The following is a 17,350-nucleotide window of genomic DNA, read 5'->3' on the forward strand; positions in this document are numbered from 1 at the left end:
TGCTGGTGGGAGTCGTGGTGCTGCTCTGGCCCATGCTGCACCAGGGATATCCCATCACTCATTCCACCCACTTCAACCTCAGTTGGGCCTTTCAGTATCAGCGACAGTTTTTCAGCGGGCAGTTCTACCCCCGCTGGCTAGAGTATTCCAACTTCGGCTACGGCAATCCCACCTTTGCTTTTTATCCCCCTCTGTGCATGGTGGCCCCTCTGCCGTTTCGCCTGCTGGGGCTGGACATGCCCACCTCTTTGGTGGCCAGCATGGGCTTGGCAATGGCGGTCTTCGGGACAGGGCTGTATGCCCTTCTCCGGCAACTCATCCCCTGGGCTCTGGCCCTGGTTTTGGCTCTGGCGGGTATGGCCGGCCCCTATTGGCTGGTGGATATTTACCAACGGGGGGCAATGGGGGAAGTGTGGGCCATTGCTGTCTCTCCCTGGATTTTCTGGGCCTCAGTCCAGGTGATCTGCCGGCCCCAGTCCCTTTGGCCGATTGTGGCCTTAGCCATTAGCTACGGCCTGTTGGCCCTATCTCACTTGCCCACTTTGCTGGTCTTTACGCTAACTTGGCTGCCTCTGCCTTGGGTGCTGGGCCGCTGGGATCCCCTCTGGCCCAGGGTGGGGCGCTGCTACTTGGGGTTTGGGCTGGGGCTGGGGTGGACGGCGTTTTATCTGCTGCCAGCCTTTTGGGATCAGCGCCTCATCCAGGTGGAGTTGGTGAATTTTGTCGAAGAGTACATGCCCCAACATCGCCTGATGCTGAGTGGGCTAACCCGGCTCCAGCCACAACTGACGCAGCACTGGTTTGAAAGCGGCCTGGTAGGGTACTGGCTCTGGATGGTAGCCGTTGTCTTGGGTGCTGGGATCCTGGTTTTCTGGGAATGGCTGGCCCGCAGGACAAGGGGGATGACCCCGATCCATTCCGTTCGCGCTAACGAGACGGAGTCCTTTGATGCCTTGGGATCCCATGCTCCCCTGGCCAAAGCGATCCTGCTCTACAGCTTGGGGGCCAGCTTGGTGGCCTTGCTGATGATGACGGATCTGCTGGGTTGGCTCTACGAGTGGATTTTGCCCCTGCGGCGCATTCAGTTTTCTTGGCGCTGGATGGCGGTGACGGCGGTAACCGTGCCCTGGCTGTTGGGATCCCTGGCCGCCTGGGGGTGGGGACAAAAGGGCTTGAGGATCCTCTTGATTGTGGGGATAGGTCTGGCCATGGGGATACAAAGCTGGCAGGGCTGGCAGGTCTTGTCCAGAGCCAGGTTTGACCCCCAGACCATCCAAACTTTTCAAGAGCTGTCTGCAGCCAAGCCATTTCCCAATGAGCCCCAGCAGCGACCGGGCATCGCTTTTCTTCACTGGCACTGGATCTTTCCCGATGGGCTGGCGCTGGTGGATGTGCTGGAATACCGGCCTCGCCAAGCAACCCTGCCCATGCCGCCCCCAGAGGTGGATCCGCTGCTGCGGTGGCAAGGCGACATGGTGAACTTTGGACGAGAACAAAGCGATCTGGAGCCACTGTTGGAAGTGGAGCAGTGGCGCTATGGCTACCGTCGTTTTCGGGCCGTTAACCCCACTGCTCAGGATCAATGGGTAGTCCTGCGCACGTTTTACTACCCCGCTTGGCGGGTACAGGTGGATGGTCGCCTCACGTCTGCTGAGCACAGCGGAGTGGGACTGTTGCAGGTGCGGATCCCACCGGGGGATCATCGCGTGGAGGTGCGCTATCTGGGCACCCCAGCCGACTGGATAGGATGGATCCTGACTGGCCTAACGGGGGTGCTGCTGGTGAAGGTGCGGCGGCTGCTCCGCCTGCTGGGTTTGAACGGAGCACAGAGACAAGACACTCCAGAGGAGGCAACAGCATGCTGAGTCGCGTGGCCGATTCCATCTACTGGCTCAACCGCTACGTGGAGCGCGCCGAGAACATCGCCCGCTTTATCGATGTCAACCTAAACCTGATTCTCGACTCGCCCAGCGGCACCGCTCAGCAGTGGGATCCCATTGTCTACACCACTGGGGATCAGGAGCTGTTTTACCAACGCTATGGCCAGGCAACTCAAGAAACAGTCATCCAGTTCCTGGCTTTTGATAGGGATTACCCCAACTCCATCCTTTCCTGTTTGCGGCTGGCGCGGGAAAATGCCCGCTCTGTGCGGGAGGTCATTTCTTCAGAAATGTGGGAGCGGGTCAACCGCTTTTATTTGATGGTCAAAGAAGCGGCTCAGCAAGGCCCCCACCTGAGTCAGCTCCATGATTTTTTCACGGAAGTGAAGCTGGCCAGTCACCTATTCGCCGGGGTGATGGATGCCACCATGACCCACGGGGAAGGTTGGCACTTTGGCCAGATTGGCCGTCTTTTGGAGCGGGCAGACAAAACGGCGCGCATTTTGGACGTTAAGTATTTTATCTTGCTGCCCTCTCTGCAGTACGTGGGCACGGCTTTGGATGAGTTGCAGTGGATTGCTTTGCTGAAGTCGGCCAGTGCTTATGAAATGTACCGGAAATACAGCCGCCAGCACCGCATCAATCCCAGAGAGGTGGCCTCTTTCCTGATTTTGGATCGGCAATTTCCCCGCTCCATTCAGTTTTGTCTTATTCATGCGGATCGATCCCTGCACCAAATCACCGGCACCCCAGCCGATACCTGGCGGGATCCCAGCGAGCGAGCTTTGGGCCGCCTGCGTTCTGAGCTGGACTACCTAACCATCGACGACATTATGGAGCAGGGCTTACATGAGTTTCTCGACAAATTGCAGCTACAAATGAACCACGTTGGCGATTGCATCTACGAAACTTTCTTTGCCATTCGCCCCTTGCAACCGTCTGAATCCTCTCCCCTGCTGCAACGGCAGGCTTAGCTAAAATCCCTCACCCCTAGCCCCTCTCCTACAAGAGTTAGAAATTAATCTAACGAACGCTTCCACAGCTATCGACAATGAGCCAAATGTGTTGCTTATATCTCATTGCTATTGTGCAATGGATTGACAATGGTGAAACAGGAGCAAAGGGACGGGTTGATTTTCTGGATCCCTGGCTCCTCTCTTTTTCTGGGACTGGAGGCGGCGCGGAGCGCTGGGGCAGGTCTGGAATTGCCGCACCCCCGGTAGCAGTAGGATTGGGGAAATGGAAGCCGTTGCCAAGGGCGTTTGGAAAGTGGGGTTAGAGCAGCAGCCGAGAGGGATCGACCAGGCAGCCTTTATTGCCGCCAATGCCACACTGATCGGCGATGTCCAACTTGCGGAAGCGGTGAGCATCTGGTACGGGGCTATCCTGCGGGGGGATCTCTCGCCCATTGTCATTGGCCGCCGCAGCAATATCCAAGATGGAGCCATCCTGCACGGGGATCCCGGACAGCCGACCCTGGTTGGCGAGGAAGTGACCGTAGGCCATCGAGCGGTCATCCACAGTGCCCACATCGAGGGGGGATGTCTGATCGGGATTGGGGCCGTTCTCTTGAGCGGGGTCACCATCGGGGCAGGCAGCATGGTGGGAGCTGGAGCAGTGGTCACCCGGTCTGTGCCACCCCACTCTTTGGCGGCGGGGATCCCGGCTAAGGTTATCCGCACCCTCACCGAGGAAGAGGTCAAGCAACTGCGCCTTCACGCCCAGCACTACGTGGATTTGGCGCTTCAGCATGCCAGCTGCCTTGGTCAGTGGAGCAGATGTTCGGGCGAGCGGCTCTGAACCTATTTTGCAAGCCGTCTCTCAACAGCCGGGATCCGCGCAGAGCACCCAGGTATCTTTGCTGCCGCCCCCCTGGGAGGAGTTCACCACCAGGGATCCCTTCTTGAGGGCGACGCGGGTCAGCCCCCCTGGGTGAACGTAGATCTCTTTGCCGTAGAGGATATAGGGCCGCAAGTCCACATGACAGGGTTCTAGACGGGGGCCTTCTCCCCGATCCACCAAGGTGGGCACGCGAGAAAGGCACAGGGTGGGTTGGGCGATGTAGTTGCGCGGCTGGGCGCGGATTTTCTCAGCAAAAGCAGACCGCTCTGCCGGTGTAGCCTGGGATCCCATCAACATGCCGTAGCCACCCGACTCGTTGGCTGCCTTCACCACCAGCTTGTCGAGGTTTTCCAGTACGTACGCCTGATCCTTAGGATCCCAGCAGAGGTAGGTGGGCACGTTGGGCAAAATGGCCTCTTCTCCCAGGTAGTAGCGGATCATCTGCGGCACATAGGCGTAGATCACCTTGTCGTCCGCCACCCCCGTTCCCAAAGCGTTGGCGATCGCCAGCCGCCCCGACCGGTAGACCTCAAACAGGCCGGGTACCCCCAAGAGGGAATCAGGGCGAAAAGCAAGGGGATCGATGAAGTCATCGTCGATGCGGCGGTAGATCACATCCACCCGCTGCAGCCCCTTGGTGGTGCGCATTTGCAAATAGCCATCTGCCACCACCAGATCCCGTCCTTCCACCAGCTCCACCCCCATCTGCTGGGCGAGGAAAGAATGCTCGAAGTAGGCGGAGTTGTAGATGCCGGGGGTGAGCACCACCACCGTTGGATTGGCCAGTTGCGGCGGCGCCAGGTAGAGCAGAGTATCCAACAAATGGCTAGGGTAGTCGTCCACCGGGCGGATCCCCATGGTGTTGAACAGGGAGGGAAAGGTGCTTTTCATCACCCGCCGATTTTCCAGCACATAAGAGATTCCCGACGGACAGCGCAGGTTATCTTCCAACACGTACCAAGTCCCGTCCCGATCCCGCACCAGGTCGGTGCCGGTGACGTGGCACCAAATTCTCCCCGGCGGGTTGAGCCCCACACAGGGCCGCAGAAATCCCTTGGCCGTTTCGATCAGCTCGGCAGGGATCACCCCATCCTTAAGGATCTTCTGGTCGTGATAGACATCGTCGATGAACAGGTTGAGGGCGTGGATGCGCTGCTTAAGGCCCTTCTCCAGCCGCTGCCACTCGGAAGCCGAGACGATGCGGGGAATGATGTCAAAGGGGAAAATTCGCTCCGTGCCCTGGCTATCGCCATAGACGTTGAAGGTCACCCCCATTTGAAAGAGGGCCGCCTGCGCCGCCGCTTGCCGCTGCTGCAGTTCCCCTTCTTCCAGAGAATGAATGCGCTCAATCAGCGGGATCGCCTCAGGACGGGGCTGGTTACGCCCCAAAAACAGCTCGTCGTAAAACCCCTCGCCCGGGTCGTAGGCATCAAAACGCACGTCTGGGATCCCTGGAACGCTATCATCTTCTTCTACTGTTGGCGGCTCTGGATCTGCATAGTGTGCTTTCAGCTACTTTTAGCCTGGTAAAAAGAAAGGACTCCGTCCCGCTGACGCGAAAGGACTCCGTCCCGCGAACAGTGGGTTGGCCAAACCAGGGGGGGAGCTCTAGGGATCCGCCACCTCAAAGGCCCATAGCCCCCGCTCGGCAGGGATCCGATGCAACTGCCCCTTGGGAAAGCGCCGTTGCAGCTCTGCCCCCTGCTGATCCCATACTGCCTCATTCGTGAACAGGGTAAACGGCGGTTCTAGGTCTTGGCCGGGCAACGTCTCTGGGGAAAAAACCTTCACCTCCTGCTCCGGCCCAGCAAAAAATTGAATCCAACTTTGCCAGTAGATAGGCTCTCCCCAGCTGAAATAGGGGTAGGCAGTGCTAGCCGCCAGATAGAAGCGGTAGTCGGGATCCATTTGGCGAGCTGCCACATAGCGCCCGGTGGCCCCCACATCGTTGCCCTGCGTCCAGCCTTTGTGGACAAAGTCTCCAAAAATGGCCAGGTTCCACCCCCCAATCAGCAGGATTGCCCCCGCCATCGCCGCCGCCGGCAGCCAACTCCCGGCCCGGGATCCCCAGCGTTCCAGGAGACCTGCCAGCACTTGGATCCCTTCCAAGGTTAGATAGGCTACAAAGGGCAGGATCACCAGCAGGCGGGTGTAGTTGGGGGCTTTGGTGATGGCCAAGCTAAACAGCAGGTAGAGAAATAGGAAGCTGCCGATACAGAGCCAGTCGTGGGGCTGGCTGCGCTTCTTGAAAAGGCGGTAGAGGCCGGATCCCAGCCCCAGCCAGATCAAAGCCCCCGTCAAGGGATCCACAAAAGCATGGCCGTAGTTGGGATAGATGTAGCCGCGGTCGTGCTGGCCGGGGTCGTTGAACATACTCAGGCCGTTGAAGATGTTGCGCCAGACCGCCTCCTCCGGGGTAGCCGCATTCACCCACATCTGCTGTAGGGCCCGCCCCTCCGGGAAAAAGAGAAATTGTTGGCGAGAGTACTCCGCGCTCACCGCGGGTGCTGTGACCGTAGCCACCAGAATGGGCCCAGCCACCAGAAAAAAACCCAACGCCGCCGGCACTGTCAGCTTGGCCAGGACCCAGAGGGGATTAGCTTGCTTGTTTTCTCCTCGGAGATCCTCCCGGCCCAGGAGCAGGTACAGAACTCCAAACAGCAACCCCAGCAGGATCACCACCCGCCCCGGCAAATAGCCGTAGAGGGAGAAAGCCGCCGCTCCTCCCCCCAGATAGAGCAACAGGGGATTTTTTTCCCGCACGCCCTTGAGGAGCAAGGCCAGGGCCGCACACTCCACCAGCACAATCAGGTTTTCCCGCATGGCCATGCGGCTGATGCCCAGCAAGGCGTGGTTGGATCCCAAGAGGGCCGCCCCCGCCAAAGCCAGCCGGGATCCCCAAAAAGCGCGAAAGAACCCATAGGCCACCAAAATGGTGATCACCCCGAAGGCGGCATGCACAGTGCGCACATTCACCAGCGTGACCCCCCCCATCAGCCGCGTCAGGCCGCCGAAGAGGCTGAACATGAAGCGGGGGAAATAGAAATACTCCGGCATCAGCCCAAAGATATCGGGATAGCGCACCCCTGAGGCGCGACGGGCCATGGAGGTGATCACAATCTCGTCAGTATTGATCTGAAAAGGGATGTTGGGCAGGTCGTAGAGGTAGATCGGGGCAAAGACCAACACCAACAGCCCCAGGTGCAACAGCTCCTGTTGCCAGCGCAGCCGCGTCGGATCCCAAGGGGGTTGAGCCGGGGAAAACTGCGCCCAATACAACCCCACCAGCAGGATGCTCAGCAGCCAGAGGCCAATCTGCAGCACGTGGTAGCCAAACACCCCGTACCAGAGGATCAGGGCTACCCCCAAGCCCAAGCCGGATCCCAGCAGGGGCAGATGCCGGGAGGTCATCACCCTATCCCAAACCGCCATAGAACCGATACGACTGGAATCAGGAACGAATCGATCCCTCTCAGCCTACCAGGCGCAAGATGCTCGACAAAACCAGAACTCAGTCAGCGCCCTCCCCCCTAGTCTTTCTCCCAAGGGGCGAGGGGAGATCAGAAAAGGTTGGAATCAAAACTTTGCCCCACCTGTTCTAGGGATCGCCAACAGGGATTCACAAAATCAATAACCCCGCATCGGCTCCGCCTCTGGCTCCAATTCCGGATCTATGAAGTTGGACGGATCGTAGAGGAAGCGGTTGACCTCGTCCTCAATGCGATAGATCTCGAAGGGCTCCAATTGTTTGCCAGTTCGCAAGGCCAGCAGGTAGCCATCCACCAGCAGACGTAGCTCATCAGTGCGCCGGTAGCCCCGCTGCCAGGTATCCACCAGAGCATCGGTCAAAGCCTGATAGTGCCGGATCAACTTTGGGTCTTGCAACATGGTGTTCCCTTGCCCTGCCTGTTTCTATCCTAACGTTTGGTGTCTCTTTGTAAGCGGGGATTGCGAACGGGATCCCGAAGCTTGGTCTCTTCTTGGCTTCAAGCCATGGGCAGGTGCAGCCGCGAAGGCGTCTCGCCACCGCTGCGGAGAGTGATGGTGAGAATGCGGGCCTCAATCAGCCGCTCTTCCCGCATTCCCGTGCCTGTGTTGACAGGATAGGCCGGAAAACAAGCCGCGCTAAGGCTGAGGCGCAGAGCATGACCGCAAGGAATGCGAATACAGGTGGGCTGACAGGGAATCAGAATGGGGGTACTGGGCTGGGGATCCCGTAGGCGACAATAGCCTTGGGAAAAGTTATACACCTGCCCATCGGGCCTTACCACCGAGAGCACAGCGCAAAGATCGAAACTGGGGCTGTCGGCCTCCGCGTACACCTCCACAGCAATGTCCCCGACCAGAACCAGCTCGGCTTGCAGCGGCGGAGTGGTATAGGTGAGAACATCGGCGCGGCAGTCGAGGGCAGAGCGCTCCTGTGGCCCGGCAGGATGAGCCAGGTGGCCTCCCAGGGCTGGCACCGGTCGCCAGGGATCGTGAACAAAGGTATCCGATTGTTGCGTCGGCGAGGGTTCAGGGCGAAGGGATCCCTCTGCTTCTGAAAGGGCAGCCAAGCCGGTGCTGTGTAGGTAAAAAGCTTTTGGCTCAGGGGTAGGCCAAGCATCAAAGCCGCGCCAGCGGTTGGATCCCATCTCGAACAGGCGTACCGGCGGCTCCTGGAGGATCCCTGTATCTTTGCCTTTGAGGAACTGGTCAAACCAGCGCACCTGCAGGCGATCGATGGGGCTGACAGCCTCTGGGCCAAAGTCCAACGCCCCCACTTTGCGCCCCCAAGGGAGATGGATCCAAGGGCCGATGATCAGGTATTGAGGGTTCTGGCTGCGGGCGCTCATTTCCTTGTAGAGGCGCAGGCTACCACTCAGGTAGCTGTCAAACCAGCCGGCAATGTGTAGCATCGGCAGATCCACCACCTCTAGACGGGGAGAGAGCTTGCGCCAGTATTCATCCGGCTCGCTGTGCTCCAGCCAGTCGAAGTAATAGGATTGGGGGGCATACTGCTGCAACACCCCCGGCTTGAGGGGGATAGGGTCGTAGAGGGGGAGATTGCGGGCAGCTTTCAAAAGCGCTTGGTAGGCATTGGCATCCCCCCTGAGACGCGCCCCTTCGGTCTCCAGTTGCAAGGCCCAACTGAGGTTGTTGTAGAAGGCAAAGGCCCCCCCTGGGTAAGCGGCATCGGCATAGAGATCGTAAGGCAGCATCGCCGGGCAGATGGCCTTCAAGGCGCTGGGACGGGTAGAAGCCGCATACAGCTGGGTCATGCCCTGATAAGAGAAGCCGTACATGCCCACTACGCCGTTGCTCCCCGGCAAGGCAGCCGCCCAATTGACGGCGTCAAACCCGTCTTCCACCTCATGGCGGAAAGGGTAGAAGGATCCCTTGGAAGTTCCCCGTCCGCGCACATCCTGGATGACCACAATGTACCCCTGGGCCGCATACCACCTGGGATGGGCATACACCACCGTCGAGGCAATGGCCCGCCCATAGGGCTGCCGCATCAGCAAAACCGGGTAGCTCCCCTCCCCTTGCGGGCGATAGACATCCGCGTCCAGTTGGATCCCGTCGCGGGTGAACATGGAAACAGTTTCGCGGGGGCGAACGGGCAACATGGCCTGGGTTGGGCTAGCGGATCTTGCCAAAGGGATACCAACCAAGGACAACCTAAGGGATCCCTGGGTGGATTCTTCCTAAGATAAAACAGAAGCCCTTATGAGAGGGAGAAACTCCCACCAGAGTTTGAGCCCCTTCCCTGGTATTGCCCTTGATCTCCGGCCTGCTGGCGCAAACGCAGCCCCCTCCAGACCCCTCTTTTATGGCTTTTATGGATTTATGGAAACAGAGACCCTGGGAAAAGATTTGTCGGAGTACCCCTGACTTCCAACCTCTACAGCTCCCAGAGCCATTGAGGCCTAAGCCTCAGCAAATGCCCTTCTCCAGCCCCCCGACAGCACCTGCAAATCCTCCTCATCCAAGTCCGCAGGAGTGCCGGAGCGGATGAGCTCGGCAAAATCTTCGTTGGGCACCATGAAGCAGAGGGCGTAGAGGCGGCCTGGGCCGGTATTGTGGATTTCATGTACACCGGTCGGCGGTACCAGAATGCTATCTCCAGTTTTGATGGGGGCCGCTTTTCCATCGCAAATGGCCAGGCCTTCCCCCTTGAGAACAAAAAACATTTCCACAGCCATTTGATGGCGATTTGGAGGGGTTTTGCCTCCCTCATCGAAGATCTCCACACAAAAGGTTAGAGAAATCTGAGCATGAGAAGGATCGAACACGATGGCCAGGCGATTGGTATCGTGGGGGCTGATGCGAAAAGCCTGATAATCGGCAGGGGTTTTAACAATTGGAATCACGCAGCGGGAAAGCGTTTGCATCCGGATCCTCCGCTCAAGAGATGAGGGGTGAATAGTGGGCAAGTGCTAACAGGGGAGAGCCGCGAGCAAATCTGAGGAGGAGGCGACAAAGCCAAAGCACTGCTTGACGTTGTAGAGGGTAGCTAGCAAACAGTATTCAGGAGAGGTGGTGGCGGCGCAGTCTTCCAGCAAAATGCAGTCGTAGCCGAGGAAATTGGCGTCTTGCAGGGTGGTCATGACGCACTGGTCGATGTTCACACCGGCAAAGAAGAGGGTGGTGCGCCCCAGGTTTTTGAGAATGCTATCGAGAGGCGTATCCCAAAAGCCGCTCATGCGGAACTTGTCCACCCAGATATCCTCGGGTTTGACTTCCAACTCCTCCACCACAGCAGCGCCCCAACTGCCCCGCGTGAGGACCAAAGACCCGTTCTTAGGCAAGGGATCCCCCAGCCCTACTCCCTCTCCGGTGGGGTTGTACACATGTCGCAAGCCGGCGCTGATGTTGAGCAAGTCAGGGCGATTGCCCCAGTTCACCCACACAATCGGCACTTGAGCTTGTCGCAGGCGGGGCAGCAGGGCTTTTAGAGGGCCGATGGGAGCCCGTGCAGGTGTAACATCGACGCCAATGCTGGCCAGCCAACCGTCGGGATGACAAAAGTCGTTTTGCATGTCGATCACCAACAACGCCGCCTTGGCCAGATCCAAGCGCAGGGTTTTGCTGGAGGTGGGTAGCAGGATGGGCCGGGGATCCAAGGGCGGACGGGTGAGGTCGGCCATTTCGGCATTCACAGCCCAGGCATTGGGAGGGATCCCAAGGGTCTTCAAGGGGCGATTGGGAGTGCTCATGGATTCTCCGCTCGCGTCGCGCAGCAGTGGGATCAGGTTGGGCAGTTGAGTGATGACCCACAACTACGCTCGACCTTAATGCACAGCCAACCTCACTTTGGAATCATAGGCTACACTTTCTCACCTTATTAACGCATGGGATCCCCCAGGGTCAGTCGATAGGGGCTGAGATGGAGATCAGGAGAAGAAAAACCGAGGAGATTTCCGAAAAGCTGCCCAGGGATCCCTCCCTGCACGCTATGCTGTAGAAACTTGAAATGATTATGTAGAAGCATGAGCATCCTGCGGCAATATATCTTTCCCGCTCTCATCCTGCTGGTGTTTCTGTTTACCCTGGTGGTGGTGAGCATTCGCTCGTTTCTGCCGGAGGATATGGCCCAGCCTGCCCCTCTAGAAGAAGCGACGCCTGTGGCCCTTTCTGCAAATGCCTGAGGATGGCTGAACAAGGGATCCCTTTGCCCGCCGGTTACCGTTGGCGCATTGGTTCAGCCTGGGATCGGCCCTGGGTGAGACGAGGATTGCAGGCCACGTTGCAGGAATCTTTTCCAGAGCAAAGCAACTGGGATCACCTAGAAGAGACGCTGGATCGCCTCTTCGACCCACCCCGCACCCCCTGCTGGTGGATCTTGAAAGAAGAAACTGCAGAGCCGGTGGGCTGTGTTTGGGCCGGCATCTCCACAGATCAAGCCACCCATCGGCGGGTAGCCTACATTTTTCTGCTCTGGGTGGATCCCGCCCATCGTCGGCAGGGCCTGGGCAAGGCCCTCATTCAGCAGGTGGAACGATGGGGATCCCAGCAGCAGCTAGCTGCCATTACCCTGCAGGTTTACCATCACAACCAAGCCGCCCTCCATTTCTATCAGCAGGCCCACTTTGCTGTACAAGGCTACTGGTTGTACAAGCCGCTCAGCCCCGCGCCCATAGACGCGCATGTAGAAGAGCATGAATACAAAGGTCATGAAGTTTTGTGAATAAGCCGGGATCCGCTCTCAGTTGCTCCTTTGATGAAAGCGTGATGAAAACGATGGCATCGACCGGAGGGAACGCCCATGTCCAGACCCGTCAAGCTAAGTGAAGCCGAGATCCAGGCCAAGCTGGAGAAACTGCCCGGCTGGTCTTTGCGGGAGGGAAAGCTGCATCGCCAATTTCAGTTTGGTTCCTTTGTCGAAGCCTTTGGCTGGATGAGCAGTGTGGCCTTGGTGGCCGAAAGCATGGGGCACCACCCCGAATGGAGCAATGTCTACAACCGCGTGCGGGTGGATCTCACCACCCACGATGCCGGGGGCATTACGGAATTGGACTTCACCTTGGCGCAACGCATGAACGAGCTGGCCGGCTGAACGCTTTCTCAGTACCTAACTCTAGGGATCCCTTCAGAGCCGGTTTGGCAAGGGATCCCCATTGGTTTGTTGCTGCCTCTAAGGTTGTGTCGGGAGTTGCGCTGGTCTGATAGACTAAGCCTAAGGTTAAGAAATGATAATTTTATGAACGTGCTGGTTGTGGGGGCGACGGGAACGCTGGGCCGTCAAGTGGTACGCCGAGCCATCGAAGAGGGACACCAAGTTACCTGTCTGGTGCGAAATCCGGCAAAGGCTGCTTTCTTAAGTGAATGGGGCGCTCACCTGAAGGTGGGAAACCTGCTTCAGCCCAGCACCCTCAACTCCGCGATGGAAGGCATCGAGGCGGTGCTCGACTGTGCTACGGTGCGGGTGACCGACACCCTCAGCGCCCGTCAGGTGGACTGGGATGGCAAGGTTGCCCTGATCAATGCGGCACGGGCTGCCCAGGTAGGGCATTTTATCTTTTTCTCCATCATGGGCGCCCACCACGAGTATCCCAACGTGCCCCTGATGAATTTCAAGCATCACATTGAGAAGTATTTGGTTGGATCCCAGATGCCCTACACGATTTTTCGTCCGGCGGGCTTTATGCAGGGGTTGATCGGCCAGTACGCCATCCCCATCTTGGAAGAACAAATCGTCTGGGTAACCGGCGAGGGCATGCCAACGGCCTACCTAGACACCCTAGATGCAGCCCGGTTTGCGGTGCGAGCTCTCACTGTAGAAGCTGCCAAGCAGCAAATCTTTCCCTTGGTGGGGCCCAAGGCTTGGACGGCTCGAGAAGTCATTGCCTTGTGCGAGCAGCTCTCCGGCAAAAAGGCCAAAGTCAGCACCATGCCGCTGGGACTGCTGAGAGGGGCGCGCAAGGTGGCGCAGTTTTTTCAGTGGAGCTGGAACATTGCCGACCGGCTGGCGTTTGTGGAGGTGATCGCGGCCAAAGAACCCATGCACGCCGATATGACGCCTGTATGCGAAACCCTGGGGATTGAACTGGCCTCTCTGACCTCTCTTGAGGACTACCTAGCGGAGTATTTCCAGAAGATGTTGAAACGGATTCGCGAGCTGAAGGTCAAGCAACCCAAAGTCAAGACGCCCTTCTAAGTCGTTGTTCTCAGTCTTCTCGGCAATTTCACAGCAGCTTGAGCAGCAACCTTGGGAGAAGGGGTGGACGGGGTCGTGTTTGCGTTAGCGGATGCCATAGCCCCAACTACTGGGATGAACTCCCAGACACTTTTTATTGACACTGCGCCATATTCAAGTTGGCGGAGATCAACCCGTACCATAACACAAAGCCGCTCTGTCGCGACAGCGGGCCGTAGGCCTTCGCTTTGGCGGTGCGGAGCGCTAAACCCAGTTTTCTTGATCATTCCCTGTGTCCAAACAATCGCAAATCCTTAGGTTCCCAAGGGGTTCATTTCCATCTACGCTTTAGAGAGTGAGGGGGTGACAACGACAGAGGTTATTCTGCTCCCCCTGCTTGAACTATAGATTTTTGTCTATAGTTTTTATCGGAAAGTTCAATTTTTATCTATCTCGGTTCGCCGCTAAGATGCCTTTTAAGATTTTTTACAGGATCTCAGCAAGTGTTCCAGTTTGGCCAAGATCCCTGGCCGAAGGAGGATTATGAGCTTGAACGGGCTGGTCACAACTGCATGGCTGATTCCCCTCTACGCTTTGGTGGCGTGGGCGGGAGCGCTGATCTGGTCCCCAGGAATCACCCGGCGCACGGGACCACGTCCGGCAGGTTATTTGAATGCCCTGCTGACCTTAGTGGCTTTCCTTCACAGTGTGGGAGCGCTGGTGGCGATTTGGGATCAGCCGGCGCAGGTCATTCGGTTGCCCTGGCTACAGGTGGGGGATCTGATGTTAGAGCTGCCGCTGCAGGTGTCATCGGTAACTCTGGGGGCCTGCGCTGTGGTGACGGGGCTGAACCTGGTGGCCCAGATCTACGGCTTTGGCTACATGGAAATGGACTGGGGCTGGGCGCGGTTTTTCTCCCTGCTGGGCCTGTTTGAGGGGGGGATGTGTGCCTTGGCTTTGTGCGACTCCCTCTTTTTCAGCTACGTGATCCTGGAGATTTTGACCCTGGGCACCTACCTGTTGGTGGGCTTTTGGTTTAACCAGTCGCTGGTGGTGACAGGGGCGCGGGACGCCTTTTTAACCAAGCGCATCGGTGACTTGTTGCTTTTGATGGGAGTGATCGCCATCTATCCCCTGACGGGATCCTGGGAGTTTGAGGATTTGGCGGCTTGGGCTGAGGCGGTGCAGGCGGGGTCTGCCACTGTGGATCCGACCTTGATTGCGCTGGTGGGGCTGGGGTTGCTGGCTGGCCCGGTGGGCAAGTGTGCCCAGTTCCCATTGCACCTGTGGCTAGATGAGGCGATGGAAGGGCCGATCCCGGCCTCGATTTTGCGGAACGCAGTGGTGGTGGGCACGGGGGCCTGGGTGTTGATTCGCCTGCAACCCCTCTATGAGCTTTCCCCAACGGTGCTGAAGGTGATGCTGACTATCGGCAGCTTGACGGCGGTGGGGGGATCCCTGGTGGCTTTGGCCCAGGTCGACGCCAAGCGAGCTTTGTCTTATCTGGTGAGTGCCTACATGGGCTTGATTTTTGTGGCGGTGGGCACCGGTCATCCCCAGCAAGCCTACCAACTGCTGCTCACCTATGCTCCGGCCATGGCTCTGTTGGTGATGGCTCCGGGCACGGTGATCTGGAACAGCATTACCCAGGATTTGCGCTACCTGGGCGGGCTGTGGTCGCGGCGTCCTATCTCAGGGCTGTGCTTCTTGACCGGAATGGCCGGAATCATCGCTTTGCCGCCTTTCGGTTCCTTTTGGGTGCTGACGGATCTGTGGCAGCAGTTGGTGCAATCGGGGCAGGGGTTGTGGGCGGCAGTCGTGCTGGTCACCAATGCTGTAACGGCCCTAGGGCTGACACGGGTGTTTGGCCTGATCTGGGGGGGCAAGCCGCAGCAGATGAGCGAGCGTTCGCCGGAGGTGCATTGGCCGATGATGCTGCCCATGACGGTCACGATGGGGGTGGCGCTGCACATGCCCATGATCCTGGCGACGCTGGGTCTGATTCCCGCTCTGGAAGGGATCCCTACCGGGATGATGACGGGATCCAGCCTGACGGGGATTGCCTTGGGAGCCTGGCTATACCTGCGTCCGCAGCGACGACCGGTGGACTGGGCCTTCTTGGCCGACTGGCAGGATCTGTTGGCCAACGACTTCTACACCCCCAAGCTCTACCGGGCCAGTGTGGTGTTTGTGGTGCGCATCATCTCTGAGATCACGGCCCTGTTCGATCGCTATGTGGTGGACGGCTTGGTGAATTTAACCAGCTTGGCGGTATTGGCGGGTGGACAGGTTTTGAAATACACCACCTCTGGCCAGTTGCAAGCCTATGTGCTGACGATTGTCGTGGGGGTGGCCCTGCTGGGCTGGCTGATTCTCTAGGCTTGGGCGATAGCGGGACGGAGTCCTTGAATAAAGAGGAAAGAGACCATGCTGAGTGCCTTGATTGTGTTGCCGATCCTGGGATCCCTGCTCCTGTTCCTGGGCTTGGGGGGGCGAAAGCTGGCGGTGGCCTTGGCCGGGATCCTGCTGGGGATCTCGCTGCTGCTGTTTGCCAACTTTGACCTGCAAGCGGGAGGGCTGCAATGGGTGCAGCGGTGGGATTGGATCCCGTCAATCGGGCTGAGCTATTCCCTGGGCCTGGACGGGTTGTCCTTGCTGATGGTGGCTTTGAACGGGTTGCTCACGCTGATTGCGGTGCTGACGGCTGAGCCAGAGGTGAAGCGGCCCAACCTCTTTTACGGCTGCATTTTGCTCATGAGCGGGTCGGTCAACGGCGCTTTTGTCGCCCAGAACCTGCTCTTGTTCTTCTTGTTTTACGAGCTGGTGCTGATCCCGATCTATCTGCTGATCTCCATCTGGGGCAGCGGCAAACGGGATTATGCTGCCATCAAGTTTTTGATTTATACCGCCGTCTCCGCCATCTTTCTGTTGGGGGCGTTTTTGGCCCTCTACTGGCTGGGGGATCCCCATAGCTTTGAGCTGCTGGAGATCCGCATCACCTCTCTCAGCCCTGTTGCCCAGACCTTGACGCTGTTGGCCTTGATCGTGGCTTTCGGCATTAAGATGCCGCTGATCCCCTTCCACACCTGGTTGCCTGATGCATACGGGGAGTCGTCGCCGCCAGTGGCCATCCTCCTGGGAGGGATCCTCTCCAAGTTAGGCACGTACGGTCTGTTTCGCTTTGGGCTGCAGTTGTTTCCCCAAGCTTGGGCCGACCTGGGCGGGATCCTAGCCTGGTGGGGAGCCATTGCCGTGTTGTCCGGGGCTTTGGCAGCCATCGCCCAAAAAGACATCAAGCGCATGGTGGCCTACAGCTCCATTGGCCACATGGGCTACATCTTGCTGGGCATGGCGGCAGCCACCCCCATTAGCCTGACCGGGGCGATGGTGCAGATGGTCTCCCATGGTCTCATCTTGGCGCTGCTGTTTGATCTGGTGGGCTTGGTGGAGCGCAAAGTGGGAACGCGGGATCTGAACGTACTCAACGGCCTGCTCAACCCCTTGCGAGGCTTGCCCACAGTGAGCGCCCTGCTCATCTTGGGGGGGATGGCCAGCGCCGGGATCCCTGGCCTGGTGGGCTTTGTGGCGGAGTTCTTGATCTTCCAGGGCAGCTACCAAGATTTTCCTCTGCCCACTTTGATCAGCATCTGTGGCACCGGCTTGACGGCGGTGTACTTTGTGATTTTGCTGAACCGCACCTGCTTTGGCAGGTTGGACAACCGCACCGCCTACTACCCGCGCGTGCATGGCTGGGAGCGGATCCCAGGGCTTATTTTGACGGCCTTGATCGTTTGGTTTGGGATCCAGCCCATGAACCTGGTGAAATGGCCACAACCCTTGGCCTTTACCCTATCCACCCAGGTGGCTCAGGCCCAAACGCTTATCTTGGCATCAGCCGGTGACCTTGCCCCCATCACCCTCTCTGGAGCCGATCCAGGCAAGCGGGAAACTCCCAGGAATTGAGATCCCAGCAGATGCCCCCTATGGAGCCAGGACTTTTGAAGAGTTG

At 58.3% G+C, this 17,350-nt stretch carries 15 protein-coding genes; 9 read left to right on the forward strand and 6 right to left on the reverse strand.

Annotation, left to right across the window (positions count from 1 at the left end; all coding sequences use genetic code 11):
* The first annotated feature begins 5 nt into the window (after positions 1-5).
* The 3 genes from NW816_RS06710 (at position 6) to NW816_RS06720 (ending at position 3,680) form a co-directional block, all read left to right on the forward strand.
* Positions 6-1,865: a hypothetical protein gene (locus tag NW816_RS06710; RefSeq protein ID WP_414408680.1), complete on the forward strand. Its 1,860-nt coding sequence runs from the start codon at positions 6-8 to the stop codon at positions 1,863-1,865.
* Entirely contained in the window at positions 1,859-2,854 is a 996-nt protein-coding gene (locus NW816_RS06715; protein WP_414408655.1) for an alpha-E domain-containing protein, read from the forward strand. The genes NW816_RS06710 and NW816_RS06715 overlap by 7 nt, the downstream gene beginning before the upstream one ends.
* A gap of 265 nt (positions 2,855-3,119) precedes the next feature.
* Positions 3,120-3,680, forward strand: coding sequence for a gamma carbonic anhydrase family protein (locus NW816_RS06720; protein ID WP_414408656.1), 561 nt, complete (start codon positions 3,120-3,122; stop codon positions 3,678-3,680).
* 21 nt (positions 3,681-3,701) lie between these two features.
* Here the strand turns inward: NW816_RS06720 and NW816_RS06725 are convergent, their stop codons facing one another.
* From NW816_RS06725 to NW816_RS06750, 6 genes are all read right to left on the reverse strand, one after another.
* Positions 3,702-5,162: a circularly permuted type 2 ATP-grasp protein gene (locus NW816_RS06725; protein WP_414408657.1), complete on the reverse strand. Its 1,461-nt coding sequence runs from the start codon at positions 5,160-5,162 to the stop codon at positions 3,702-3,704.
* Between the two features lie 168 nt (positions 5,163-5,330).
* A complete protein-coding gene (locus NW816_RS06730) occupies positions 5,331-7,133 on the reverse strand; it encodes a glycosyltransferase family 39 protein (RefSeq protein ID WP_414408658.1) in 1,803 nt (600 codons plus the stop codon).
* Positions 7,134-7,349: 216 nt separating this feature from the next.
* Entirely contained in the window at positions 7,350-7,610 is a 261-nt protein-coding gene (locus NW816_RS06735; RefSeq protein WP_011434405.1) for a DUF6761 family protein, read from the reverse strand.
* 98 nt (positions 7,611-7,708) lie between these two features.
* Positions 7,709-9,382 carry a CocE/NonD family hydrolase gene (locus NW816_RS06740; RefSeq protein WP_414408659.1) on the reverse strand — a complete coding sequence of 558 codons (1,674 nt, stop codon included), beginning with the start codon at positions 9,380-9,382 and terminating at the stop codon, positions 7,709-7,711.
* Positions 9,383-9,631: 249 nt separating this feature from the next.
* On the reverse strand, positions 9,632-10,096 hold the full coding sequence (locus tag NW816_RS06745; RefSeq protein ID WP_011434408.1) for a cupin domain-containing protein: 465 nt from the start codon (positions 10,094-10,096) through the stop codon (positions 9,632-9,634).
* 45 nt (positions 10,097-10,141) lie between these two features.
* A complete protein-coding gene (locus tag NW816_RS06750) occupies positions 10,142-10,921 on the reverse strand; it encodes a cysteine hydrolase family protein (RefSeq protein WP_414408660.1) in 780 nt (259 codons plus the stop codon).
* Positions 10,922-11,194: 273 nt separating this feature from the next.
* Here NW816_RS06750 and NW816_RS06755 point away from each other — a divergent pair, with 273 nt between their 5' ends.
* From NW816_RS06755 to NW816_RS06780, 6 genes are all read left to right on the forward strand, one after another.
* Positions 11,195-11,353, forward strand: a complete 159-nt coding sequence (locus NW816_RS06755) for a hypothetical protein (RefSeq protein ID WP_011434410.1) — start codon at positions 11,195-11,197, stop codon at positions 11,351-11,353.
* Between the two features lie 2 nt (positions 11,354-11,355).
* Positions 11,356-11,892 (forward strand): GNAT family N-acetyltransferase, encoded by a 537-nt coding sequence (locus NW816_RS06760; RefSeq protein WP_414331519.1) that lies wholly within the window; start codon positions 11,356-11,358, stop codon positions 11,890-11,892.
* A 78-nt stretch (positions 11,893-11,970) separates the two neighbouring features.
* Positions 11,971-12,261 carry a 4a-hydroxytetrahydrobiopterin dehydratase gene (locus NW816_RS06765; protein WP_414389177.1) on the forward strand — a complete coding sequence of 97 codons (291 nt, stop codon included), beginning with the start codon at positions 11,971-11,973 and terminating at the stop codon, positions 12,259-12,261.
* Between the two features lie 144 nt (positions 12,262-12,405).
* Positions 12,406-13,362, forward strand: a complete 957-nt coding sequence (locus NW816_RS06770) for an NAD(P)H-binding protein (protein WP_414408661.1) — start codon at positions 12,406-12,408, stop codon at positions 13,360-13,362.
* Between the two features lie 522 nt (positions 13,363-13,884).
* The gene (locus NW816_RS06775) at positions 13,885-15,720 is read left to right on the forward strand and encodes an NAD(P)H-quinone oxidoreductase subunit F (RefSeq protein ID WP_414408662.1); all 1,836 of its coding nucleotides are present in this window, start codon (positions 13,885-13,887) and stop codon (positions 15,718-15,720) included.
* A gap of 48 nt (positions 15,721-15,768) precedes the next feature.
* Positions 15,769-17,304 carry an NADH-quinone oxidoreductase subunit M gene (locus NW816_RS06780; RefSeq protein WP_414408663.1) on the forward strand — a complete coding sequence of 512 codons (1,536 nt, stop codon included), beginning with the start codon at positions 15,769-15,771 and terminating at the stop codon, positions 17,302-17,304.
* The last annotated feature ends 46 nt before the right edge of the window (positions 17,305-17,350 follow it).

This window comes from Synechococcus sp. W55.1 (assembly GCF_047461655.1).
Classification (GTDB): domain Bacteria; phylum Cyanobacteriota; class Cyanobacteriia; order Thermostichales; family Thermostichaceae; genus Thermostichus.